The sequence below is a fragment of the Borreliella valaisiana VS116 genome (genome assembly GCF_000170955.2).
In the GTDB taxonomy this organism is placed as follows: Bacteria; Spirochaetota; Spirochaetia; order Borreliales; family Borreliaceae; genus Borreliella; species Borreliella valaisiana.
Genome location: NZ_ABCY02000001.1, coordinates 597,319 through 623,336, shown reverse-complemented (window position 1 = coordinate 623,336; position 26,018 = coordinate 597,319). Strand labels below are relative to the sequence as shown.

Here is a 26,018-nt window from a genome sequence, read left to right as displayed (position 1 = left end):
AAAAATAAAAAGCTTAATCTATTATTAAGTAAGTATGTTTAAAAGCCTAAATAATTTCTTTAAAAAAATCAATACAAAGCCTCAAACAAAAAATCTGACTGACTATACAACATATAAAATTGGAAACATTTCGAAATTATTTCTCATTCCTAAAAATATTCAAGAAGCTAAAAATATTTTTAAAGCAGCAATAGAAGAAAAAATTAAACTATTTATTCTTGGTGGGGGATCCAATATTTTAGTCAATGACGAGAAAGAACTTGATTTCCCGATAATGTACACCGGACATCTAAACAGAATAGAAATTCACGACAATAAAATTGTCGCTGAATGTGGTGCAAATTTCGAAAATTTATGTAAAATTGCGCTCGACAACAGTTTAAGTGGCCTAGAATTTATCTATGGACTACCCGGAACACTAGGAGGCGCTGTATGGATGAATGCTAGATGCTTTGGAAATGAAATCTCTGAAATACTAAAAAAAATTACATTTATAAATGACAAAGGAAAAATCATTTGTAAAGAATTAAAAAAAGAAGACTTTGGGTATAAAAAATCGCCTTTTCAAAATAAAAACTTTTTCATATTAAAAATTGAATTGAATTTAAAAAAAGAAAATAAGAAAATTATTGAAGAAAAAATGAATAAAAACAAACAAGCACGAATGGATAAAGGTCACTATTTATTCCCAAGTGGTGGGAGCACTTTTAAAAACAATAAAGCATTTCTTAAGCCTAGTGGACAAATAATTGAAGAGTGCAAACTCAAAGGACTAAGCATTGGGGGCGCTACAGTATCCAAATACCATGGAAACTTTATTATCAACATTAACAATGCCACTTCCAATGACGTAAAAAGCTTAATTGAAAAAGTAAAAACTGAAGTCTACTTGAAAACTGGGCTTTTACTCGAAGAAGAAGTTCTTTACATAGGATTTAAAAATCAGAAAAGCTAAAAAAGAATATCCTTAATCTCATCATTAATTTTTTGAATCAATTCCTTTGTCTTTAATATTTTATCCTTGCAAGATTTTACCAAAGATGAATATTCTTGAAGAGAACTTATTGCCTCCAAATTCATCTTAGAAACTTCAAACTCTTTTAAATCCTGACTAAAGTTGTTAAACTTGCTGCTAACAAAAAAATGGTTATTAAATATTTCCTTATACATATTCTTAGCATCTCTGATCTTAGTATCGTGAGACAAATACCTTTCCTTAAATTCACCGATTTCTTTAAAATGCTTAGCAAGAGTAAGATCTACTTTCTCATGTCTTGAAAAATTGCCGTCCACATTATCTTGAATATCCATAAAATTTTTATAAATTGTATCAATCTCTGAATTAATTAATGCAATAATGCCATCAACCGTTTTAAGTTCATCTTTAATGGTTTTAGAATATTTTCCAGAATTAATAGCAAGCTTTCTAATTTCTTCAGCAACAACTGCAAAACTTTTACCTGCATCACCTGCTTTTGCTGCTTCAATTGCTGCATTCATAGCAAGCATATTGGTCTGAGCTGAAATTGAAACTAAAAGTTTATTTGCACTTTGCAAGCTGTTCGTTTGAGACAAAAGATCTGCAAAATTTTTATTCACATTTTCAAAAACAACATTTAAATCAAAAACTTTACTTTTAATATTTTCAATATCAGCAGAATTTGTAGTAGCAACTTTATTAAAAATTTCTAAATTTTTATCTATACTATAAAAAAAACTAACATTCTCTTCAAAATTTGAGGAGATTTCTGACATATGCTTATTGTGGTCATTAATAGGATCAACAACAGCTTCAAAGCCTTTTGAAATATCAACGATTGACTTTTCAAATCTAGAAAAAGTATCTCTTAGTTGCTCATAAGCTACAACGCTAGCATCTATACTCTCAGTATTTAATATAGCAGCTTCTATTTGTTTCAAATAATCATTTACATCTTCAGAATAAAATTTTATCTTCTCGAAAGATTCGTTATTCTTAGAAGACAGTCTGTCTAGCTTTGAACTAATATAAGAAATAATAGCTGAAGAATACTTAACCTCCAAAGGAGAATCAAGACGAAAAGGATCATTTTTTAATTTTTGATACTCAACAATTTTGTTAAAATCATTAATTAATGAAAAAATAAAGGTATTACACAAATAAAAAATAATAGCAAAAGATGTCAATAAAAATATAGAAAATACAATCCAATTTGACTTAAACATAATAGGAATAGAATTGGCATTTAAAATCAATCCTTGAATCAAAAAATCATCAGTTTTTACAAAGTCCAAAAGATAAAAATCGCTTTCATAATTAAAAGTGTATTGAGAAACAGAAGAATCTTTTTTAGCATAAGCTATAACTTTACTCAAAACATTCTCGCTATAACTTGTAGAAAAAGATTTGTCCTTAAGATTATTAAAATTTAAAAAAATGGGCATATAATTTCTATCAAGCATAAAAAAATTATAATTCTTATTGCTGGATTTAAGAGAAGAATATAGCTGATTTTCAATACTATCAAACAACTCATCAAAACATATTAAAATCCCTATCACACCCAATGTTGTAACAGAATTCCTAACTGGAAAACTTACTACAGAATAAATTTTTCCATCTATTCTCATGTACCTTGAATAATATTTAGAATTTTTTTCTACAGGAACAGAATAAATTGGATCTAATCTAACATCTTTTAAGCCCAAAGATGAAAAATTTGAATTTGATATTAAAACATTCTTACCTATAGGAATATAGAATATACCTTCGAGTGAATTTTCTGATACAGGAATAGTTTTAAAAATTTTATCTATGGCGCTGAATTCTCTTGACTTTAAAAACAAATCGCTATTTTCATCTAAACTATCACCAAATTTTAAACTTGAAGACAAAAGGAAGCTCTTTGAAGAATTCACCAGTATACCAAACCTGTAGCTATCTTTTACAAGCTCTTCAAGAAACCTAGAAGATTCCAAATACTTGGACTTAATAACAGTAGACACACTGTTTAAAAACAGCTTGGCATCAAATTTAAAGCGATCCAAATATTCATTTTTATAATTCACATAAGAATAGCCTATAAATATAAAATTAAAAATAATAAATCCAAATAAAACTACGTAGAGAAATCGTTTAGTATTTTTCAGATTAACATCGATTAAATTCTCATCGGTCATAAAAGTTCTCCAAAAATAACATTAACGTGATTAAAATCTTAAAACAAAACTTTCACCTTTATAAATCACATATAAATAATTACTAATAATAATAATTGGCAAATTAGACTTTCTTTCTGAATCTTAAAAATTAAATCCCCAAATATTTGCAAATAATTATTTTATTATTTAGCTCATGCATATATAATTATATAATAAAACATGTAGAATACTAAAAATTCAATATTTTAAAATTTTATGAAAAATAAAAATTTTGAGGGGACTTAGTGAAAAAAAAGAAACTTAACTCCAACCTTTTTTATAAATTCAATTTTATAATTTTGGCATATACAATAATAATTATTGCAACAACCTTCTTACTACTAGATCAGGGATACAAAAAAATTATAACAAAAGAACTTCAAGACTTTACAAAATTCATTAACCAAGCAATGATTAAAAGCTTTTCTGATGAATCTAAAGAAATAATAAAATCTTTAAGTACATTAACAGCTAGGTATGATTATAAATCTGCAATTCTAAATAACAAAAGTGAGGAACACTTAGTATCTGACAAGATTTTAGTTACACTTCCATCCTTTATTAAAATAATAGAATATGCAAACAAAGATGGATACATAATCGCATCAAGTGAAAAAAAAAGAAACGGTCAATATATGAGCTTAAAAGAATTGCTTTTGGGCAAAGCTATCACTACATTTCAAATTTCAATTCTTCACAACAGTTTAGCAAAAATAAATAACAATTTTTATATTCCAATAGCATATAAAATAACAGATTCAAAAAAATCTAACATTGGATATATTATTTTATATGCTGACATTTCAGAAAAAATTGCTGAATTAAAAGAATATCTTTTACTTCTGTTGGAAAATTCATTACTAGAACAAAATGCAAGCAGCCAAAACTCATCAAAATACTTTAATGTATACATAATAAACAGCAGCGGAGATGCATTTGGAGGAAAAGATGAGGTTTTGAAAAACATAAAACACATATTTAGCTTTAACCTAAAAACATTAACTCAAATATTAAGCGCATTATCTCAAGGAAAAGCAAATTACAATACAAGTAATTCAAATGAAATAATCTCCTTAGCAAGAATAGCAACATCTCATTGGTACTTAGGAATAAAAATAGATTATAATAACATATTTTCAAAAGAATTTAAAAATATGAGATTGATTTCACTTTCTATTATATTTATCTTAGTAATAATCTTTATATTAATCATGATATCAACCATAAAAACTTTAATAATATCAAAAATAGATAAACTCAATGTTGTCATTCCAAAAGTTAAAAACGGCGACTTGACATTTAAAGTCGAATCAAAAGGTAAAGATTCAATAAGTTCAACAATAAATCTTTTTGGTCATTTTATTGAAAATCTTAAAAATGTAATAAATTCATTACAAGAAAGAGTGAAACTGTTGAAAGAAAACGGAGATCATTTATTTAGTGAAATAAACAAAACCCACAATACAATAAAAAATTCAAATCAATACATAGAAAAAACACAAGAAGAAGTAGAAAAACAAGTAGAATTTATCTCTAATACAACAAACGTAATTGAAAGTCTTTCAAAAAATATTTCATCTCTTGATAACTCCATTGAAACTCAAGCTGCAAGCGTTGAGCAATCTTCATCAGCTATCGAAGAAATGATAGGGGGAATACAATCAATAACAGAAATAACTCAAAAAGCTGCAAAAAGCACAGAAGAACTAAAAAGATTCTCTGATGATGGGCGAAAAAAACAAGAAGAAGTTATTACTCAAATCAAAGAGATTTTCAAAAACTCAACAAGATTACAAGAAGCAAACTCTCTAATTTCATCTATAGCTAGTCAAACCAACTTGCTCTCAATGAACGCTGCAATTGAAGCATCTCATGCTGGGGAAGCTGGAAAAGGATTTGCTATTGTTGCAGAAGAAATAAAAGACCTAGCAGAACAAGTAACATCACAATCAGAATCTGTTGCTTCATCAATTAACGAAATAATGGATTCAATAACCAAAACCGTAAACACTTCTGAATTAACAAATAAAGCTTTCAACCAAATATTCGATTCAATAAATCTAGTTGTTCAAGTAATAGAAGAAATAAATCATACAATGCAAGAGCAATCAATAGGTAGCCAAGAAATTTTAAAGGCTTTAAATACAATGAGAGAAATAACATATGAAGTAAAAATTGGCTCAAATGATATGTTTAGAGGCAACAAAGAAATCATTAATACTGTTAAACTATTAGGGGAAATTAATATTACGGTCTCAAGCTCAATGAAAGGCTTAAAAGAAGAGATTAATAAATTAGTAGAAGCAATTGGGCGTATTAAAGTTTTAGGAACTACAAACTCAAGTCACATTTCTGGAATTAGTGAGAGTACAAATCAATTTAAAACCAAATAAAATAGATAAAAAGGGAATAATATGCAAAAAAAACTATTTTATAACACTGAAAAATATCTTAAAAGTCATTTAATGTTATTTCCTATTTTTACTTATACAAAAAATTTTTTAGACGCTAGTATTGTATCTGTTTGGATTTCAATATGCATTATATTTCCTGCCTTAATAATCAATCAAATAGAACTTAAAAACCATAAAAACCATATATTAGGAATATATCTATTAATAATAGGAATTTTTACTAGTCTAACTTACTTATTCATGCTCTATTTAACACCAACCTTATACAAAGAATTCAAATTTTCAATACCCATTTTAATAGCCATAATAATATCATTTCATAAAAACGAGCCTTTTAAAATTCTAAAAAATCCATCAATGGTAATTAAATATTCTAAAAATCCAATTTTAATTTTCATTGTTCTAAGCTCAACAATTGCACTTATTAGAGAAATATTAAACACAGGGAATTTAAAACTTTTTAACAAAGAAATCCCCATAATAAAAAATCTTGCGAATGTAAAAATGTCAACCTACAGCTCAAACATTTTTATTGCAGCGTCTTTAATTTTATTATTAATTAATATGTTAACAAGCGTTAAAGAGGAAAAAAATGATTAAAAATGTTAAAAAACAGATTAAAACCGAAATTAGCACTATAGTTTCCAATCTAGCATTATCAAAAAACATAAAGCTAGACAAAATCAATATAAATATTCAAAAACCTCCCAAAAGTGATTTAGGGGATATTTCCATATTAATATTTGAACTTAGCAAAACTTTGCAACTTTCCATTGCAACTATCTCTGAAGAAATAATAAAAACTCTTAAAGATAAATACGAAATTAAAGCCATGGGGCCTTACTTAAACATCAAATTTTCTAGAAAAGAATATATTAACAATACAATACAAATGGTAAATACCCAAAAAGATACCTATGGAACAAGCAAATATCTAGACAATAAAAAAATAATATTAGAATTTTCATCACCAAATACAAACAAGCCACTGCATGTGGGACATCTTAGAAATGACGTAATAGGAGAAAGCCTCTCAAGAATATTAAAAGCTGTGGGTGCAAAAATTACAAAAATAAACTTAATAAACGATCGTGGGGTTCATATTTGCAAATCAATGCTTGCGTACAAAAAATTTGGAAATGACATTACCCCAGAAAAAGCTTTAAAAAAAGGAGACCATTTAATTGGCGATTTTTATGTTAAATACAACAAATACTCACAAGAAAATGAAAATGCTGAAAACGAAATTCAAGATCTACTCTTAAAATGGGAACAAAAAGATGTAAACACAATTGAACTTTGGAAAAAGCTAAATAAATGGGCAATTGAAGGAATAAAAGAAACATACAAAATTACAAACACCTCATTTGATAAAATTTACCTTGAAAGTGAAATTTTTGAAATTGGAAAAAACGTCGTATTAGAAGGACTTGAAAAAGGACTTTGCTACAAACGAGAAGATGGCGCAATATGCATTGATTTGCCCTTAGATTCGAATGAAAAAGCAGATACTGAAGTAAAACAAAAAGTACTCATAAGACCAAACGGAACATCTATCTATCTTACCCAAGATTTAGGAAATATAACAGTTAGAATAAAAGAATTTAATTTTGACGAAATGATTTATGTGGTTGGAAGTGAACAAATTCAGCATTTCAAAAGTTTATTTTTTGTAGCAGAAAAATTGGGAATTTCTAAAAATCAAAAACTTATTCATTTGTCACACGGAATGGTCAATCTTATTGATGGCAAAATGAAATCAAGAGAAGGTAATGTAATTGACGCGGATAATTTAATCTTAGACCTAGCCGAATCAACAGCACCTGAAATTACACAAAAAATTGAGGATAAAGAGAATGCCAAAAAAATTGCTTTAAATATTGCATTAGGAGCAATTCACTATTATCTACTAAAATCAGCTGTACATAAAGATATTGTATTTAATAAAAAAGAAAGTCTATCTTTTACAGGAAATTCTGGTCCATATATCCAATACGTTGGAGCAAGAATTAATAGTATTCTTGAAAAATATAATACACTTTCTATTCCCATAATGGAAAAAATCAACCTTGAACTTTTAAAACATGAAAAAGAGTGGGAAATTATTAAAATTATATCAGAATTAGAAGAAAATATAATCAAAGCGGTAAAAGATTTAAACCCTTCAATACTTACCAGTTATTCATACTCACTTGCAAAGCATTTTAGCGCATACTATCAAGAAGTTAAAGTAATAGACATAAACAATACTGATTTGACAGCTGCAAGAATAGAATTTTTAAAAGCTATATTACAAACAATAAAAAATTGCATGTATCTACTCAATATTCCTTATATGTTAAAAATGTAGACAAGAAAATTTTGTAAAATTTTCTTGTCTAATATCCGTTTAAATCTAGGTCACTTTTGCTAAAAATTAATCTTATTTTATCTTCATACTTTTGAGATATATAATATCTTTTTAACTTAAGGGTATTGGTAAGCTCTTCACCAATTGAAAAAGAATTCGGGAGCAAAACAAAGCCTACTATTTTTTCAAAATTTTTAAAACCTAATTTGGTATTAATAGTATCTGAGATATGCTTAGAATAAAGTTTGTTAACTTCCTCATTAATTAATAAATCATCCCTAGAAGAAAAAGACACTCCGCTAGAGTTTGCCCACTTTTCAAGATTATCAAAATTAGGCACAATAACGGCTCCTAAAAATTTTTGATCCTGACCAACAATCATAATATTTTCAATAAATAAAGATTTGCTCAAAACTCTCTCAAGAGGCTCGGGCTCAATATTTTCCCCCCCTCTGAGAACAATTGTGTCTTTGCTTCTACCAACAATTGAAATTTCATTATTAATTGTCAATTTAACTAAATCCCCAGTGTTAAACCAACCATCTTCTGTTAAAACTTCGTTGGTCTTGGCCTTATCCTTAAAGTAACCACTCATTATTTGTGGTGATCTTACCCAAAGCTCACCCTTTTCCCCATAAGACAAAACTTCTCCATCAATTCCAACTACTTTATATTCAACATCTGGTAAAATAGGACCTACAGTTCTTGCTACGGGACCTTTAAGACGCCTAACACTCAAAATAGGACCCGTTTCGGTAAGACCATAACCTTCAAGAACTTTAATTCCTACAGCCTTAAAAAAATAATCAACATAATCAACCAACGCCCCACCACCAGAAACACCAAATTCAAAATTTTTCCCAAGGGCATTTTTTATTTTTTTAAATACCAAAATATCACCCAATAATTTAACAGGAAAAATTAAAATGATCCCACCAAATAAAAATAATTTTGAAAAAAGCACAATAAACAAATTGGATTTTTTATAAACAGGCGAAAAACCTAAAAATTTTTCCTTAAACTTTTCATAAACAATTCCGGTTTTTAAAAATCCTCCAAACATAAGTTTCTTAATCAAAGATTCTGACACCTTTTTAATAATACCTATTCTTATACCTTCCCAAATTCTAGGTACAGAAATAATCATCTGGGGATTTAAAAGTAAAAAATCTTTTAACAAAACCGGACCTATGGGCTTTRAATATGCAATTGCTATGCCTTTTAAAGCAACTATATATTCACAAGCCCTCTCAAAAGAATGCCAAAGGGGAAGAATAGAAATCATTATCTTGCCGGGCTTAAGTGTTGGAAGATAATCATAAAGTCTATCTAATTGAAAAATAAAAGATTCATGTCTCAACATTACTCCCTTTGGCATACCCGTTGTACCAGAAGTATATATTATAGTTGCAATATCTTCTGAAGAACCTTTTTCAATCTCCATATCAAATGATTTTGGATTAGCCTTTAAATACTCAGCTCCAAGTTCTAGTAATTTTTTGTAAGAAAATACAGTAATATTCCCCATTTTTTCTTCATAAGATTTATCATCATCAATAACAACAATGCACCTCACCAATTTAAGATCGTGTTTTTTGGATAAAACTTTTTGGAGCTGTTTATTGTTTTCAACAAAAATAAAAGTAGATTCAGAATGGTTAATAATATAAGCTAATTCATCCTCAGAAGAATCATTTCCCCTAGGAACATCAACACAACCCAACCCCAAAGTAGCAACATCAATTATTATCCACTCCCTCCTAGAATCAGAAATAATTACAACTTTCTCTCCTCTTTTAATGCCATAATGCAAAAGCCCAGAAGCTACCCTTTTTACTTCATTCCAAAAATCGGCGTATATTTGCTTCTTAAAACTTTTAGACTCCCCTTCCTTATATAGAAAAATATCAAGCTCACTATAAAGGGTCACTACCTCTTTAAAACGCTTAGGTATAGTATCTCTCATAAATCCCCCTCAAATAAATTTAAAATTAATTCAAAAAAAGCAATAGACTACTAACAATAATATTATAAAAACTATGTATAAAAATCATATAATATACATTTTTATACCTTAAATAAGTAAAAGCAAAAAATATTCCTAATATAAATGTAACCAAAAATCCCAAAATTCCATAATATAAATGCCCATAAGCAAAAAACATACTGCTGAGAAAAACAGTAACTGCAACAGGAAATCCCATTTGTGTAAATTTGGTAATAACAAAAGCCCTATAAAATAACTCTTCAAAAGCTCCTGTAAAAAAAGAGGTAAAAATCATTAAAAAAAATGCTATTTTACTGCTAATTTTCCAATTAAATCCAACATTGTCTTGAAAATAGTAGATAAATACCGATTCTGGCAACAAATATTCAAGTAAAAAAGCTAGAAAAAAAATGAATATCATTGCAACCAATATTGTTTTAATAAAAATTAAAATAGATTCCCAAATAAAAATAAATTTAAATTTAGGAATAAAAAACTCTACTCTAAAATCATCATAAGAACTGGTAAGTTTAAAAAAATAAACTATAAAAATAATTAAAAAAGATCTTGAAATCCAAAAATAAAAATGGTTTTTACTAACATTCCAAAATTCTGAAGTAACATTTTCAAAAGGAGAAGCAAGATAAATAACAACATAGACCAAAAAAAGTTCAAGCAAAGCTCGCTTGAATGGATATTTATTTTTTAACAATTGCATAAAGTATTGTAAGTAAATAATTATTAATTGTCAATGAATGATTATTGATTGATTAATCAAAACAAATTAAAATTCAATAAATAATTATTTATAAATAAAAAATAGGAATATTATAAATGATTTTAATATTTATCTTTATTTCAATTAATTTATCAATTCAATACTATTTAAAACTTAATTTGATTTATTTTAATGCAATATTAGCATTATTTTTTATAATAAAAAATAATAAACACTTGGCAATTAGTTTTATTTTTTGAACAATATCGCTATTAAGTTTTCAAGCCAGATTAAATTTTAAAACATTAAAAAAAAATGTTTATCAAATAATAAACATTAAGAATTTAAAAAAAGATTCAAAAACCATTATCGAAGTAATTGACAATACAGCAAACACACACAAATTTAACTTCAAAAATATTAAAAATATTTACAAAATCGGAGATATCATTAAAATTGAAAACCAAAAAATAAAACTTATTAAAAGACCCTTTTTTGCCAAGCTTAGAGAAAAATATACAAACACTTTAAATAATTTTTTTGCTGCATTAAATCCTAGTTATTCCCATTTTTCAAAAACAATAATTTTGAATATCAAATCAGAAATAATAAAATATGAAAAAATATTATTTCAAAATGCGGGCATTGCTCACATTTTAGTGGTGTCTGGACTACATTTTTATCTAATAAGTTTAATAACTTACTATTTACTTTTAATAATCACAAATGAAAAATTAAAATACTTGATACTAAGCATAATTTTATTAAATTATCTAATATTAACTGGATTTACACCTTCAACACTAAGAGCATTTCTAATGACAGAATCTCTTATAATATATAAACTAATTTACGGAAAGATCAATTTAATAAGTTGTATATCTATTAGTTTTATAATAAATGCTATCGCATTGCCCGAGACACTAAATTCAATAGGATTTCAGCTTTCCTATCTTGCAACAATAGGGATATCAGCATCAGTTTATTTAAAAAATAGATACGATCTTAACAAGTTAACATCATCAATGCTTACAACATTTTTTATTCAAATATTCACTTCACCAGTAATTTATGTTAACAATTTTGATCTAACACCAATCTCAGTATTGTCAAACTTAATAATTATTCCATTAACATTAATTTTCTTAGCAATAACAATATTAAGCTTAATAACTTACTTTTTAAGCTTAAATTTATTTTTTCTCTTTGACCTTATAAATGCCTACATATTCCAAACAATAAAAATTACAGCAACATTTTTTAGCAAATTCTTTATAGTCAAGCATCACCAAATACCTATATTTTTAACATTAAGTATTCTTCTTATAACTTGCATTATTTATAATAACGAAGCTAAAAAAAATTCAAAATAATTTAAAAATAGCTGCCAAATAATGAATAATATGCTACTATCTCTTTTATCTATGAAAATTAACTATAACAGTATAACTAGCATAAAACAAACATTAAAAGAAAGAAAAATAGCTCCAAGAAAATTGTGGGGACAAAACTATCTAATCAATGAAAACATAAGGCAAAAAATAATAGAAAGCTTAGATATAAAAGAAAATGAAAAAATCTGGGAAATTGGTCCAGGTCTTGGCGCAATGACTGATATTTTATTAAAAAAAACTAATCTTTTAACAGCATTTGAAATTGACTTAAAATATTCAGAAATATTAAATGAAAAATTTGGAAAATTAAAAAACTTTAAACTGATAAAAGGGGATTTTTTAAAAAAATATACAAACGAAAACAAAAATATTGATAAAATATTTTCAAATTTACCATATAACATTGCATCAAAAGTAATATCTAAATTAATTGAAGAAAATTTTTTAAAAGAAATGGTATTCACAGTACAAAAAGAATTGGCAGACAGAATAACTGCAAAAATAAATAGCAAAAACTATTCTTCATTTACAGTTTTAGTACAATCACACTTCACAGTAATTAAAATAATAGACATAGGAGAACACAATTTTTATCCTGTACCTAAAGTTAGGTCTACAACACTAAAATTAATTCCTAAAGAAAATAACATAAAAGATTTTAAAGAATTCAACAAATTGATTAGAACTGTATTCTCAAATAGAAGAAAAAAATTGAAAAACACTATTATTAATTTCATCGCAAATAAAGATACTTTAAGAGAAAATTTTTTAAAAGAATATTTAGACAAAAGACCTGAAAACATTTCTGTTGAAGAATTTATACAAATTTCTAACACTTTAACTACTTATCATTAAAGCACTTGCAAATACAATTTCATCAACAGAACAACCCCTTGAAAGATCACTAATGGGCTTGGAAAAGCCTTGCAAAAAAGGACCGTAGGCCTTAGCAAAAGCAAATCTCTCTACTAATTTATAACCAATATTCCCAGCATCTAAATTAGGAAATATTAAAACATTGGCAGAACCTGCTACCAAAGATTCTCTGCATTTTTTCTCTGCGACATTTTTAATTATAGCTGAATCAAGTTGAAGTTCCCCATCAACAAGCAAATCACTCTCTTTATTTTTCACAATATTTAAAGCACTCTTTACTTTTTCAGTTTCTCTAGCATTAGAAGATCCTTTTGTTGAAAAACTTAAAAGCGCAACCTTAGGATTTACATTTAAAATATCTTTAAAAGATTTAGCACTTTGCAATGCAATTTCTGCAAGCTCTAAAGAATTGGGATTGACTACCACAGAACAATCTGCAAAAAATAAAATTCCATTATGTCCAAAACAAAAATCAACATTACGAGCAATATTCAAAGTATCCATAATCATAAAAGATGATATGATTTTAACACCATTAGATTTAGGAATTATTCTCAAAGCATTAGACAAAACCTTAGCGGAAGTTGAAATAGCACCACAAACACAAGACTTGACATAACCAAGTCTTACCATAAGCATAGCAAAAGTAATTTCATCTAAAACTTGAGTTTTTAAACTCTTTCTAGTAACTCCTTTTAGTTTTAGCAAACTCCAATATTCATCCAAATACATTTCAATGTCTGGGAAAGAATTAGGATCAACAACTTCTATTCTTTCTAAAATAGAATTACAATTAGAAAACTCTTTTAAAGAATTAATAACAGGATCCTTTTTACCTATCAAAATAATTGAGCTTGCAAGATTTTTTTGCAAAACAATAACAGCTGCCTTCAAAACTCTGGAATCACTACTTTCGGGATAAACTACACTGGCATTAAACTTATTCTCTTTTACAAATATTTTTGCTCTCTTAAAAATATAATCCTTTAAACAAAACATTTTATAAAAAAAAACAACACAAATTTACAAATGCGTAGAAAACATTTTTAAAATAAAAAAATCTTCTCTCACGCATAATTTTCGATTATAAAAATTAAATATTTTTTAAAGAATCCTTAAAATTTCTTGTACAACTTTAGCTGAATTAAAGGCAGCTAATTTTAAAAATTTATTATATTCAACTTCATTTCCTTCTTTATTTATAATGTCAGATATGGACCTAATCACTATAAAAGGTACATTAAACATATAAGAAACATGCCCTATTGCCGCACCTACCATCTCCACAGCTATTACATCTTTAAAGTTTTCTATAATTTTATTCATATAAGTTGGGCCAATAAACTGATCTCCTGAGACTATTAATCCTGAATATGTATTAGAACCTTTAATCTTGGATTTAACGGCCTCTTTAGCCTTATTAACCAAATTCTTATTGGCAACAAATTTTTGGGGCAATCCCTCTCCAAGCTGACCCACCTTGTGTCCAAACTTAGTCAAATCAACATCATGATATGCAACCTCTGAAGACACTACTACATCCCCTACTTTAATATCTTTGTATTTATCACTAACAACACCCCCAGCAATTCCAGAATTAATCACATGACTTATATTGTATTTTGACAAAAGATAACTAGTAAACACACCCGCATTAACCTTGCCAACCCCACAAACAATAACCATAACATTGCGATTAGACAACTTTCCCTTTAAAACCTTTTTATTAAGACCATACTCCTTAAGAACTATTTCTTCCTTATTAGACATAAGCTTATTTATCTGCTCAAATTCAGAGTCCATAGCAGTTACTATTAAAACATTTATGTTCTTAGAAAAAGCAACATAGCCGTTTGAAAAAACTAATAAAAAAAGAAAAAATCTTATAATAAAATGATTCATAAACTCACACCCCTATAATATAAAAAACATTTATATCATTTTTTACAGAAAAAATCAAAAATGGGTTAATTTTAAAAGAATTTTTATAAAAGGTATTGAAAAAAACTATCCTATCCGTATTACAATATTAATAGCTTACTCAAAAGAGGGGAAATTGAATGAAAAAAATGAATCTGGTAACAGCTGCTCTACCCTATGTTAACAACATTCCTCATCTTGGAAATTTAGTACAAGTATTATCAGCCGATGCTTTTGCAAGATATTCAAAAATGTCAGGAATTGAAACTCTTTATATCTGTGGGACAGATGAATATGGAACAGCCACAGAAACTAAAGCCTTAATTGAAAAAACTACCCCTTTAGAACTTTGCAATAAATATTATGAAATACATAAATCAATTTACAAATGGTTCAATATCGACTTTGATATCTTCGGTCGTACAACCAATAAGCACCACCAAGAGATTGTACAAAATTTTTTCCTAAAATTAGAAAAAAATGGTTATATAAAAGAGCGAGAAACTGAACAGTTTTTTTGCAACAAAGACTCAATATTCTTAGCTGATAGATATGTAATAGGAGAATGCCCAGAGTGCCAAAGTATAGCTAAAGGAGATCAATGCGACAACTGTTCTAAGCTTTTAAATCCAATAGACCTAATAAATCCAAAATGCATAATTTGTAAAAACAAACCTATTTTGAAAAAAACCAATCATCTTTATATAGATCTTCCTAAAATAAAAACAAAACTTGAAAAATGGATAAAAAATCCAAATACTAGCAAGAATTGGAATACCAATGCCCTTAATATGACAAACTCTTTTTTAAGAGATGGTCTTAAAGAAAGAGCAATTACAAGAGATCTAAAATGGGGAATTCCTGTGCCTAAAAAAGGTTATGAAAATAAAGTATTTTATGTATGGTTTGATGCCCCAATAGGATATATCTCAATTACCAAAAACATTGTCAAAAATTGGAAATCTTGGTGGAAAAATAATGAACAAGTAAATCTTGTACAATTTATTGGAAAAGACAATATATTATTTCATACAATTATATTCCCCTGCATAGAAATTGGAAGTAAAGAAAATTGGACAATATTAAATCAGCTCTCATCAAGCGAGTACTTAAATTACGAAAATCTTAAATTTTCAAAATCGGAAGGAACAGGAATTTTTGGAAACGATGCTATTACCACAGGAATCCCTTCTGATGTTTGGCGATTTTATATCTACTATAACAGACCTGAAAAATCTGATTTTCAATTTATGTGGCAAGATTTTATGGAAAGAGTAAATACAGAACTTATTGATAATTTTTCAAACCTTGTAAACAGAGTGTTAACATTCCAAAAAAAATTCTTTGGAGATGTTGTAGAACCAATAGAAATACAAAATAAATTTTGGAAACAAATAACACCAAAGTATAATAAAATACTAAATCTTTTTAAAAAGACAGAATTAAAATCTGCGCTCAAAGAAATACTTAAAATTTCATCCCTTGGAAACAAAATATTTCAAGATAACGAACCTTGGAAAAGAAAAGACAGCTTTCCACAAGAAACAAAAGAGCTAATCTTAAACTTAATATACCTAATCAGAGACTTATCTATTTTAATGATGCCATTTATTCCCGAAACAAGCAAAAAGATACAAAAATTCTTGGGCAACAGTTATCAATTTTCTACCAAAATTCTTGGAACTAAATCGGGAATTAAAAAAATTGAATCCACAGAGATATTGTTCAATAAACTAGAGCAAAAAAAAATCAACGATTTAAAGCAAAAATATTCAGGAGAAAAAAATATGCAAGAAAAAGAACAACCAGAAAATTTATTTAGAGAAAAAGTGCTCTTAAAAGTTGTGAAAATAAATAAAATAGAAAGAAATCCTGAGGCTAAAAACTTATTCATATTAAAAGTAGATGGCGGAGCTAATGAGGATAAACAAATAGTTAGCAGCCTTGAAGGACATTACAAAGAAGAAGAGCTTTTAGGAAAACATATAATAATAGTAGACAATTTAAAGCCTGCAAAGTTTAGAGGAATAAAATCTGAAGGGATGCTAATAGCAGCTGAGGACAAAAACAAAAATTTTAAAGTTATCATTGTAGAAGATTCAATCCAAAATCCCATTGTTGGAGAGAGAATAATACTTGAAACCGATCAAAATCAAGATCTTATCTGTCCACCTAAAATTGACATAAATAAATTCTCAAAAGCTAATATAGTAACAGAAAATGGAGAGCTTAAAATAAACGGAATAAACTTAATATTTGAACATTCTAAGAACAAAATCCTATCTAAAGATATTCCAAACGGAATAGTTTGTTAAGAGCTATTAATGACTATTAAAAAAATAAAAACAAAAGAAATGGAAGAAAATTATCTTCAAAGCGAACTGTGGGCATTAATAAAAACAACAAAAAACAACAATTGGAAAGCCATAGCATTTAAAAGTGATGTTCTTGGTAAAATTGTTGTAATGCAAAGAAGACTGTTTAAAAATTTTTACTTAGCATACATTCCGCATCCAGAATTTTCAAACAAAACTCTTGAGAACATCAATATTGATAAAATCAGCAAAAATATTAAAGAATTTAGCATGAAAATAAAATCCTACTTACATAAAAATACAATTTTTTTAAGATTCGATTTAATGTATTACTATCAAAGAACACTAAATGATAAATACTCTCCACTAAAAATTAAAATCAAATATCTAAAAAAATCATTTGATGACATACAGCCTTCAAGCACAACAATATTAAACTTAAACAATTCTCTTGAGAATATTTTGCTTAACATGAAAAAAAAAACAAGATACAATATAAAGCTCAGCGCAAAAAAAAATCTGAATATATTAATAGATGATGAATTTAAACATTTAAATGAATTTTATAAACTTTACAAAGAAACTAGCAAAAGAGATAAATTTACTATCCACTCAGAAGAATATATACAAAACCTCATTAAAATATTCAAACAAGACAAAAATGCTCAAATAAAATTGATACTTGCATTTTACAACAACATAATTGTTTCTGGCATAATAGTAGGAATTTACAAGGAAAAAGCGGTCTATCTTTACGGGGCTTCCAGCAACGAATATAGAAATTTAATGCCCAATTACGCAGTGCAATTTAAGGCAATACAAATTTTAAAAAAATTGGGAATAAAAGAATATGATTTATTAGGAATCCCCCCAATTGCAAATAAAAAACATCCCTTGTCTGGTCTTTTTGCTTTTAAAACAGGATTTGGGGGAAATATTATTCACAGAATTGGATGTTATGATTTTACTTACAAAAATTTTATTTATAAGATTTATGTAAATCTTGAAAAACTCAGATACTTTTATTACAAAGTAATTAGAAAAAAAATTTAACCAAGCATATTAACTAAATTTTTGAATTGTAGACCTCTATCAAACTCATTATTGAAAAGCTCAAAAGAAGCACTAGCAGGGGAAAATAACACAATATCACCAGGACTTGAAACCTTGAGAGCATGATTTACTGAATCTTTTAAAGAATCAAATACAAAATATTGTATGCTACTTTTTTCTAAAATCTTAATAATTTTTACAGTTGCACTACCTTTTATCAAGATCCAAGTTTTCACACAATTTATAATCTTGCTAAAACTTGAAAAATCAAGCTCTTTATCAGTTCCTCCAACAATTAAGTTAATATGATTATCATTTGTTTTCAAACTTTTAACAGATAAAACCGTAGAATCGGGAATAGTTGAAGCTGTATCATTATAAAACATTACATTTTGAATTAATTTAACAAACTCTAATCTATGTTCAATACCTTTAAAATTATTTAAAATCTGAAACACATGATTAAAGCCTATGTTTAAATAATACGAAACAAAAAAAGTAATAAGCTTGGGAATCATAAAAACAACTTGTGACTCAGAAAAACTTCCAATCAATTTGTTATTAAAATATACTTTACCTTTATTACAATAAAAAACATCTAAATCAAAATCACAAGGATTAAATTCAGAAAATAAAATAACTTTGGCTTTTGATTCAAATTTTGAAAAATATTTGTAATAAGCTTTATCCTGAATAATCACAATTCCTGAAGTTTGATTTACAAAAATTTTTGACTTATCGATAATATAGTCATCAAAATTTAAATAATAATTTTGGTGATCGTTGTAAATATTTGTAACAATGCTAAGAATAGGATTAAAATTCTCTAAAGATTGCAACTGCCAAGAAGAAAGTTCTAAAATCAAAGGAGATCTTCCATCAAGTTGATCAAAAAAACTCAAAGGAGATACACCAATATTTCCTCCAAGCTTTGCTCTTGGATATTTCTTTTTCAAAACTTGATACAAAAGAGATGCAAGAGTCGATTTACCTTTAGTACCGGTTACTGCAATTATAGGATTCTTGTTGAATATCAAAAATAAGCTAATATCCGTTTCAACTCGTTTTGCAAGCTTTAAATATTCATTATTGGGTTTCACGCTAGGATTTTTCACAACAATATCAGCTCTTTTAAAATCGTCTGCATCGTGTTTACCTAAAACATACCTAATTTGATCATCAAAATCTTTCAAAGAATCAATACTTAAAGCCAATTCTGCCTCACTTTTAAGATCAGTAATTACTACTTTTGCCCCATGCTTTAATAAAAATCTAGAAAGAGCTACTCCTCCTCCATTAAGACCTAAACCCATGACTAAAAAATTTAAATTTTTAATTTCGTCTAAACGCACAATAAGATTATATCAAACCTACCAACCTGTTTTAATAGATTTAATCCACCTTTCACTATAAAAATAAGGAAGTGAAATAGCAAGTTTGATTGCATCCTCAAGAGCTGGAATAAAAACAATAATTTCAAAAGGAAAATTTGTATAATTTGCTAAAACAAAAGCAATAGGAATAGTGTAAATAAACGTTACAGAACCTTCCATAATAGCACCAAAACTTGGAGATGCTCCTGCACGGAAAAATCCAAAAAGATATTGAAAAGCAAGAGCCATAAAAAAGGCAGAAACAGAAGAATACCTTAAAATAATTCCTGTAAGGTGCGAATATTTTAATGTATAAAAAATATACGGGGCAAAAAATGAAAACACAAACAATACAAAAGATGTTAAAAAAGCAAGCTTTAAGCCAATTTTACCTAAATACATTGCAACTTTCATAACTTCTTTTTTACTATTATGCATTTCATAGCCCATCATAATATTTAAAGAAATACAAAAGGAATTAATTATATTAAAGATAATAAAATAAACAGAAAAAGATATGCTGTAAGCAGCATATCTATGAGTATCAATTCCTATAAAAATTGACGTCAATACAAGATAGCCAAAAAACCAAATAAAATCATTTAAAAGAATTGGAATAAAAAATTTAATTAATTGAACAAACAACTTAACATTAATATTTAAATCATTAAGCTTAAAGTGCAAAATTGAATTCTTGTTAAACACTGTATAGAAAAGATAAATAATAAGCTCTAAGGTACGAATAACTGTTGTTGCAATAGCAGCTCCAACTACACCCATATGAAAAACAAAAATAAAAATATAATTTAATATTAGATTTAAAAGCACTGAAAAAACAGAAATGTAAACTTGAAATTTAACAATCTCAACAACTTTAAGAGCATTAGCAACAAGTCCTTTTATGATTGCAAATACAAAAGAAAAAATAGCTATGTTTAAATAAATCGCTCCATAATAAACTGCCTGCACATCACTAGAGATCAATTTAAGTAAAAAAAAGGGGTTAACTCTAGAAATCAATATAAACGGAAAAGAAAATACAATAATAGTTAATATACTAATAAAAAATGTATTTTTAAAACTTTTAAAATCGCCCTGATTGTATTGCCTTGTAGCGATTATATTGTAAGCTCCTACCATAGCAAACCCAATAGTAACAAACAGTTCAAAAAATTTATTTGCAAGAGAAACTCCTGCAACAGGATAATCACCAAGATATGCAACCATAGCATTATCTGTAAGAGAAATAAAATTAAACAAAAAAAACTCAATAGCAGTTGGAATTGCAATTTTTAAAAGATCTTTATAGATTTTATCTTTTTTTGATGCGCTTAATGAATACATAAACTTCTCCAAATAAAAAATCAAGATTTTTACAAAAACGAATACTAAGACACTACAATAAAAGGAATTGCTTTTAAGTCAATACAATCAGAATGAATTTTAGATTTATCAAGACCATTAAAATTTTTATTAATACTAAATATATCACGCTACCCCATGCTCAATCAAGCTCTTCATAATCAATCTCTCGTATCCAATCATCATGAAAAAATTCAATTATAATAAATATATTTTTAATAATCTCTTCCAAATTTACAATAAAAACCACTATTGGCAAACTTAAATTAGTGTAAAACACTAATAAATATGCAACTGGAAGCGTATAAAAAATAATTACCCCCGATTCAATAAAAAAACAAACATTTGGTATACCACTGGCCCTAAAAACTCCAACAAGAACTTGCGCCGTAAAAGCTTTAAAAACTACAATACTTGCAAAAACATAAATAAACACACTAACAAGCTTGGGAAAATTTAAATTACTAAAAATATAAGGTGCAAAGCCAGATATTCCAATAAGCAAAATAACTACAAAAATGCCTAAAAGAAATCCTAAAAAAGATAAAAAAAATCCAACCGACCTAACATGTTTTTTATCATAAACCATTAAATGCCCAATAACAACACCTGTGGCAAGTCCCATACCATGAAGCAATACAAAGCAAATGTCAAAAAGATTTGACGCAACAGCAAATGCAGCGTATTCAATACTCCCAACACGAGCATAAAATGCATGCAAAATAGTTATATTCAAGACCCAAAAAATCTCATGAGACAAAACGGGTACAATCAGCTTTAAATTGGCTCTAGTAACTATCTTTGAAACAAAAAAATCGCCAAACTTAATCCTATAATATGAATTACTGCTTATCAGACTATATAGAAAATAAAAAATAAACTCAACAATTCTAGCAAGCACAGTAGCATATGCGGCACCTTTTATTCCCATGCCAAAACCAAAAATAAAAATATAATTAAAAACAATATTTATTAAAACAACAATAGAAGTAACATATAAAGGTATTTTTACTTCTTTAGCACTCTTAAACCCCATAGCCGATAAAAAAGAATATGCCATTAACACATAAGACCATGAAATAATTTTTAAATACTCTGATCCAAAATTTAAAGAATTCTGATTAGCTGTAAATAGTTTGATAATATTTTTTGGAAAAAAAAATGAAAATATAAAAAAAATTATTCCTATTGTAGTTCCAATTGACAATATATAAGCAAAAGATTGCCTTATTTGAAGAAATTTCTTTTTTGCAATTGCTTGGGACACGTAAGCGCTTAAAGCTGTACCAAGTCCAAACACAATAATAAAAAAAAGAAAAGTCACTCTATTTGCTAAAGAAACTCCTGTAACGTGAAAAGAACCTAAATAGGAGATCATAAAATTATCAAAAAAGGTTACCATTTGAAATAAAAGCGATTCAAAAGCTGTAGGAATAGCTATAACAAATAGTTCTTTTATTATCTGGTCATAATTTTTAAACTTTTTGATCATATTCCTTATGTCATTCTCCTTTATTTATTACTTTTAATTAAATTAAACCCAAAAACCCAATCTAGAACATAAATATATGTATATGTATATGTATATGTATATGTATATACATATATTTAGAATTAACTATTTATTATACTAAAATATATTATTATAATTAAATAATATGAAATTAATCTATGTTTTATTACTTCTATTTATTAACCTATCTTTGTTAGCAAACAGCATTTCAAAAAAAGATTTAACAACACTACTAAATATTACCAAAACAATGCATGAACAGCACAAAAATTTTATTGAAAAAAATCCTATTCAGTTTTTAAAAGAAATAAAGCCTTTAGTAGATGCAGGAAAAAACAACCTTTTAACTCTAATAAATAAAAAAATGCCAATTTCTGCAGACTATAAAGTACCTGATCTAGTAAATGTTGATGACTTTAAAGATCTTAAGAATCTTGGAGTAAAAAATATCAAGGTAAGACGAATCTTAATCAAAGACTTAATTCAGCTAGTAAAAGATGCAAAAAAATTTGGAATCGAAATTAAAATTAAATCCGCTTACAGAACGCAAGAATACCAAAAATTTTTATTTGATTATAATGTAAAAACTTACGGCAGAAAAATTGCAGAAACTCAATCAGCAATTCCAGGCCATTCTCAGCATCATATGGGAACAGCAATAGATTTTATAAATCTAGATAATAATTTACTAAACACAAAAGAAGGAAAATGGCTTTACGAAAATTCTCTAAAATATGGATTTTCTCTTTCATACCCAAAAGGACACGAAATAAAAACTGGCTATAAAGCAGAACCTTGGCACTATTTATACATAGGACCTAAGCCATGCTTTATTCAGAAAAGATATTTTAATAATTTACAATATAAGCTTCTTGAATTCTGGAATCAGAATAAAACAAATCTTATTAGCCTAATTGAGAAATATGCAAACTAAATACTTCTTCCAGAATTCAAATAAGAACAAAAAAGATTGTCTAGCAAATCAATATCAAGCTTATCATAAGAAGAATTGTCATAAAAAAATAAGTCAAGTTCTTCTCGAATCAAGACTATAATATCTCTATCATCAACAAAATTAGATATTTTTAATTTTAAATACCCTGCTTGCTCAAGACCAAATAAATTACCAGGCCCTCTTAACCTCAAATCTTCCTCTGCTATTTTAAATCCATCTAAATTTTCTTTTATGGTTTTCAATCGAAATTTTCCAGCGCTTGTCAAAGGTTCTTTATAAAGTAAAAAGAAAAAAGATTGTAAATTACCTCTACCAACTCGACCTCTAATTTGGTGCAAAGTAGAAAGTCCAAAACGCTCGGCATGCTCTACCACCATACAAGTGGCATTTGGACAATCAATTCCAACTTCAATAACACTAGTAGCTACCAAAATATCTACTTTTTTAGAATAAAAATTTTTCATAATTTCTTCTTTCAAATCAGATGGTAACTTAGAATGAAGCATATCAACAACATATTCGCTAAACACTTCCTTCAATTTTAAACACATATTATTAACATCTTTTAATTCAAATTTTTCTGAAGATGAAATTAATGGATAAACAAAATAAACTTGATGACCCTTTATGAGCTCTTTTTTTAAAAACTCATAAACTTTATCTTCATTGCCATGCTTTGCTAAATAAGTAGTAATAGGTAAACGACCCTTGGGTAAGGTTTTAATAAACGAAATTTCAAGATCACCAAAAAGTGTCAACGCAAAGCTTCTAGGAATAGGCGTTGCAGACATTAAAAGTATGTCTACCCCTTCTCCTTTTTTTTTAAGTTCTTCTCTTTGAACAACTCCAAATTTATGCTGCTCATCAATGATAACATATGCTAATCTTTTAAATTCTGTACTTTCGTAAAAAATAGCATGTGTTCCGATTATTAAACCAGAAGTTCCACTTTTAATACTTTCTAACGCTTGATCTTTATCCTTCTTTTTTAAACTGCCAGTCAAAAGAGTCACTGAAACATTAAAAGACGACAATATGTTGGATAAATTATCATAATGTTGGCGAGCTAAAAGATCAGTAGGAGCCATAAATGCCACCTGATACCCAGCTTCAATTAAAGGAAGCCCTGAAAGCAAGGCAACAAGGGTTTTACCACTTCCAACATCACCTTGAAGCAATCTATTCATTGGTTTAGAAGAGCCAAGATCAGAGAATATCTCATCAATAGAAATTCTTTGATCTTCTGTAAGTTCAAAGGGCAAGCTTGAAACAACTCTTTCAAGCAAATCTTTTGATAAATGTTTTTTTTCTCGGAAAAGAACCTTCGAAGATCTATACCTTGAAAAAAACTGGAGCAAGAAAATTTCTCTGTAAATTAAAGTTTTTTTCGCTTTTTCAAGCATTTCTAATGAACTTGGAAAGTGAATCTCTTTTAAAGCCTCGCTTAACGACAACAAAGAATACTTCTCTATTAAAAATTTAGGAACATCTGTTTGCCCAAACTTAAAAAAATATTCAAGGGCTTCTTTTACATATAATGAAATTTTCTTTGATGTCAATCCTTCTGTTAAAGAATAAACCGGGAGAATTTTTTTAAACCTTTCAGGATTATCGCTAAAAACTTCACTGTCAAAATTAGAACAACTCCATAAACCACTATAATCGTTATAGGTAAATTTAGAATAAATATAGAATTTTTTATCTATTCTAAAAACATTCTCTAAAAAAGCCCTATTGAAAAGTAAAATTTCAAAAGGCTCATCATTTATACTTCTAGCCGTTAACTTCAAATTTTTTTTAGAACTATCCCCAAATTTTTTATGCCCTACAACAGTGAACACCGTCATCATATCACAACTTTTCACTTTAGAAAAATCCGGAAAAGTTTGTATATTTTGACGATCCTCATATTTTACAGGAAAAAACTCAATAAGATCCTTAACATTTGAAATTTGCAGATTATTTAACCTTTCAACCCCTTTCTCACCAAGACCACCTATACCTTTAAGCTCATATTCAAACTCATGTAAAAACATTTTAATCTCCTAAAAAGGCAAATATGTTCCTAAAACTCTAATAGCAAATACAACTTGTTCAATAATAATTATAAATGCTATCATTAAAGCACTCCCAACAATCAAACGTAAAGTATAAGACATGTGTTTGTCAGTAATTACACCACTTATTTTAGTAGATAAAGGAAGTAAAAATGAATCGACTGTTTTAAAAAAGTCTGAACCTTGGAACAAATTCAAAAGCAATAATAATAATCTCAACAATAAAAAGAAAACTATAGCAATAAAAATGCTTCTAAATATCCCCCAAATTTCAACAATAAATAAAATAATAAATGTAGAAAGCTTATAATTCCCATAAGCCAACATTCTTTCAAAAATAGTTAGAGTTATTAAAGCTGCAATTGGAGAAAAATCAAACATACCAATTGTGAAAAAAGGAATTCTTCTAAAAAAAGATAAAAATGGTTCTGTGACAATATGTATAAACCTGAAAAACACATTGGTACTAATTCCTGAAGATACAAGCCAGCTAAGAATGATCCTAATTAAAATTAAAATCCTATAAATCTGCAAAAATACCATTAAAGTTT

General features: G+C 27.5%; 18 protein-coding genes and 1 pseudogene. 9 read left to right on the top strand and 10 right to left on the bottom strand.

Going from position 1 to position 26,018, the window contains the following annotated elements; genetic code table 11:
* Positions 1-34 precede the first annotated feature (34 nt).
* Entirely contained in the window at positions 35-955 is a 921-nt protein-coding gene (murB, locus tag BVAVS116_RS02980; protein ID WP_006068991.1) for a UDP-N-acetylmuramate dehydrogenase, read from the top strand.
* On the opposite strand, the gene BVAVS116_RS02975 is transcribed toward murB, so the two are convergent.
* Positions 952-3,159 carry a methyl-accepting chemotaxis protein gene (locus BVAVS116_RS02975; RefSeq protein WP_006068997.1) on the bottom strand — a complete coding sequence of 736 codons (2,208 nt, stop codon included), beginning with the start codon at positions 3,157-3,159 and terminating at the stop codon, positions 952-954. The genes murB and BVAVS116_RS02975 overlap by 4 nt on opposite strands.
* A gap of 266 nt (positions 3,160-3,425) precedes the next feature.
* Between BVAVS116_RS02975 and BVAVS116_RS02970 the strand changes: the two genes are divergently transcribed.
* The 3 genes from BVAVS116_RS02970 to argS are packed head-to-tail and all read left to right on the top strand — an operon-like array spanning position 3,426 to position 7,944.
* Positions 3,426-5,573 carry a methyl-accepting chemotaxis protein gene (locus BVAVS116_RS02970; protein WP_006068864.1) on the top strand — a complete coding sequence of 716 codons (2,148 nt, stop codon included), beginning with the start codon at positions 3,426-3,428 and terminating at the stop codon, positions 5,571-5,573.
* 21 nt (positions 5,574-5,594) lie between these two features.
* On the top strand, positions 5,595-6,194 hold the full coding sequence (locus tag BVAVS116_RS02965; RefSeq protein WP_006068363.1) for a hypothetical protein: 600 nt from the start codon (positions 5,595-5,597) through the stop codon (positions 6,192-6,194).
* The gene (gene argS / locus BVAVS116_RS02960) at positions 6,187-7,944 is read left to right on the top strand and encodes an arginine--tRNA ligase (RefSeq protein ID WP_006068223.1); all 1,758 of its coding nucleotides are present in this window, start codon (positions 6,187-6,189) and stop codon (positions 7,942-7,944) included. The genes BVAVS116_RS02965 and argS overlap by 8 nt, the downstream gene beginning before the upstream one ends.
* A gap of 28 nt (positions 7,945-7,972) precedes the next feature.
* Here argS and BVAVS116_RS02955 read toward each other — a convergent pair whose 3' ends face one another.
* The gene (locus BVAVS116_RS02955; RefSeq protein ID WP_006068643.1) at positions 7,973-9,910 is read right to left on the bottom strand and encodes an AMP-binding protein; all 1,938 of its coding nucleotides are present in this window, start codon (positions 9,908-9,910) and stop codon (positions 7,973-7,975) included.
* A gap of 25 nt (positions 9,911-9,935) precedes the next feature.
* The gene (locus BVAVS116_RS02950; RefSeq protein ID WP_006068446.1) at positions 9,936-10,649 is read right to left on the bottom strand and encodes a CPBP family intramembrane glutamic endopeptidase; all 714 of its coding nucleotides are present in this window, start codon (positions 10,647-10,649) and stop codon (positions 9,936-9,938) included.
* Between the two features lie 116 nt (positions 10,650-10,765).
* Between BVAVS116_RS02950 and BVAVS116_RS02945 the strand changes: the two are divergent.
* Both BVAVS116_RS02945 and rsmA read left to right on the top strand, forming a co-directional pair.
* Positions 10,766-12,022: pseudogene (locus BVAVS116_RS02945) on the top strand (ComEC/Rec2 family competence protein).
* Positions 12,023-12,052: 30 nt separating this feature from the next.
* A complete protein-coding gene (gene rsmA, locus BVAVS116_RS02940; protein ID WP_040351367.1) occupies positions 12,053-12,898 on the top strand; it encodes a 16S rRNA (adenine(1518)-N(6)/adenine(1519)-N(6))-dimethyltransferase RsmA in 846 nt (281 codons plus the stop codon).
* On the opposite strand, the gene pta is transcribed toward rsmA, so the two are convergent.
* Together pta and BVAVS116_RS02930 are read right to left on the bottom strand one after the other, a co-directional pair.
* Positions 12,881-13,918: a phosphate acetyltransferase gene (gene pta / locus BVAVS116_RS02935; RefSeq protein ID WP_006068965.1), complete on the bottom strand. Its 1,038-nt coding sequence runs from the start codon at positions 13,916-13,918 to the stop codon at positions 12,881-12,883. The two genes, rsmA and pta, sit on opposite strands and share 18 nt — an antisense overlap.
* 105 nt (positions 13,919-14,023) lie before the next feature.
* Positions 14,024-14,821 carry a 5'-methylthioadenosine/adenosylhomocysteine nucleosidase gene (locus BVAVS116_RS02930; protein ID WP_006068901.1) on the bottom strand — a complete coding sequence of 266 codons (798 nt, stop codon included), beginning with the start codon at positions 14,819-14,821 and terminating at the stop codon, positions 14,024-14,026.
* 158 nt (positions 14,822-14,979) lie between these two features.
* On the opposite strand from BVAVS116_RS02930, the gene metG reads away from it, so the two are divergent.
* Positions 14,980-17,154 carry a methionine--tRNA ligase gene (metG, locus tag BVAVS116_RS02925; RefSeq protein WP_006068794.1) on the top strand — a complete coding sequence of 725 codons (2,175 nt, stop codon included), beginning with the start codon at positions 14,980-14,982 and terminating at the stop codon, positions 17,152-17,154.
* A gap of 9 nt (positions 17,155-17,163) precedes the next feature.
* Positions 17,164-18,207 carry a lipid II:glycine glycyltransferase FemX gene (locus tag BVAVS116_RS02920; RefSeq protein ID WP_006068401.1) on the top strand — a complete coding sequence of 348 codons (1,044 nt, stop codon included), beginning with the start codon at positions 17,164-17,166 and terminating at the stop codon, positions 18,205-18,207.
* On the opposite strand, the gene murD is transcribed toward BVAVS116_RS02920, so the two are convergent.
* From murD to BVAVS116_RS02905, 3 genes are all read right to left on the bottom strand, one after another.
* On the bottom strand, positions 18,204-19,559 hold the full coding sequence (murD, locus tag BVAVS116_RS02915) for a UDP-N-acetylmuramoyl-L-alanine--D-glutamate ligase (protein ID WP_006068712.1): 1,356 nt from the start codon (positions 19,557-19,559) through the stop codon (positions 18,204-18,206). The two genes, BVAVS116_RS02920 and murD, sit on opposite strands and share 4 nt — an antisense overlap.
* An 18-nt stretch (positions 19,560-19,577) precedes the next feature.
* Positions 19,578-20,924, bottom strand: a complete 1,347-nt coding sequence (locus BVAVS116_RS02910; protein WP_006068733.1) for an MATE family efflux transporter — start codon at positions 20,922-20,924, stop codon at positions 19,578-19,580.
* 160 nt (positions 20,925-21,084) lie between these two features.
* Entirely contained in the window at positions 21,085-22,434 is a 1,350-nt protein-coding gene (locus BVAVS116_RS02905) for an MATE family efflux transporter (RefSeq protein ID WP_006068994.1), read from the bottom strand.
* A 166-nt stretch (positions 22,435-22,600) separates the two neighbouring features.
* On the opposite strand from BVAVS116_RS02905, the gene BVAVS116_RS02900 reads away from it, so the two are divergent.
* Positions 22,601-23,389, top strand: a complete 789-nt coding sequence (locus tag BVAVS116_RS02900) for a M15 family metallopeptidase (protein ID WP_040351342.1) — start codon at positions 22,601-22,603, stop codon at positions 23,387-23,389.
* On the opposite strand, the gene recG is transcribed toward BVAVS116_RS02900, so the two are convergent.
* The gene (gene recG, locus BVAVS116_RS02895; protein ID WP_006068807.1) at positions 23,386-25,446 is read right to left on the bottom strand and encodes an ATP-dependent DNA helicase RecG; all 2,061 of its coding nucleotides are present in this window, start codon (positions 25,444-25,446) and stop codon (positions 23,386-23,388) included. The two genes, BVAVS116_RS02900 and recG, sit on opposite strands and share 4 nt — an antisense overlap.
* Positions 25,447-25,455: 9 nt before the next feature.
* Positions 25,456-26,010: a YggT family protein gene (locus tag BVAVS116_RS02890; RefSeq protein WP_095456337.1), complete on the bottom strand. Its 555-nt coding sequence runs from the start codon at positions 26,008-26,010 to the stop codon at positions 25,456-25,458.
* Between the last annotated feature and the right edge of the window lie 8 nt (positions 26,011-26,018).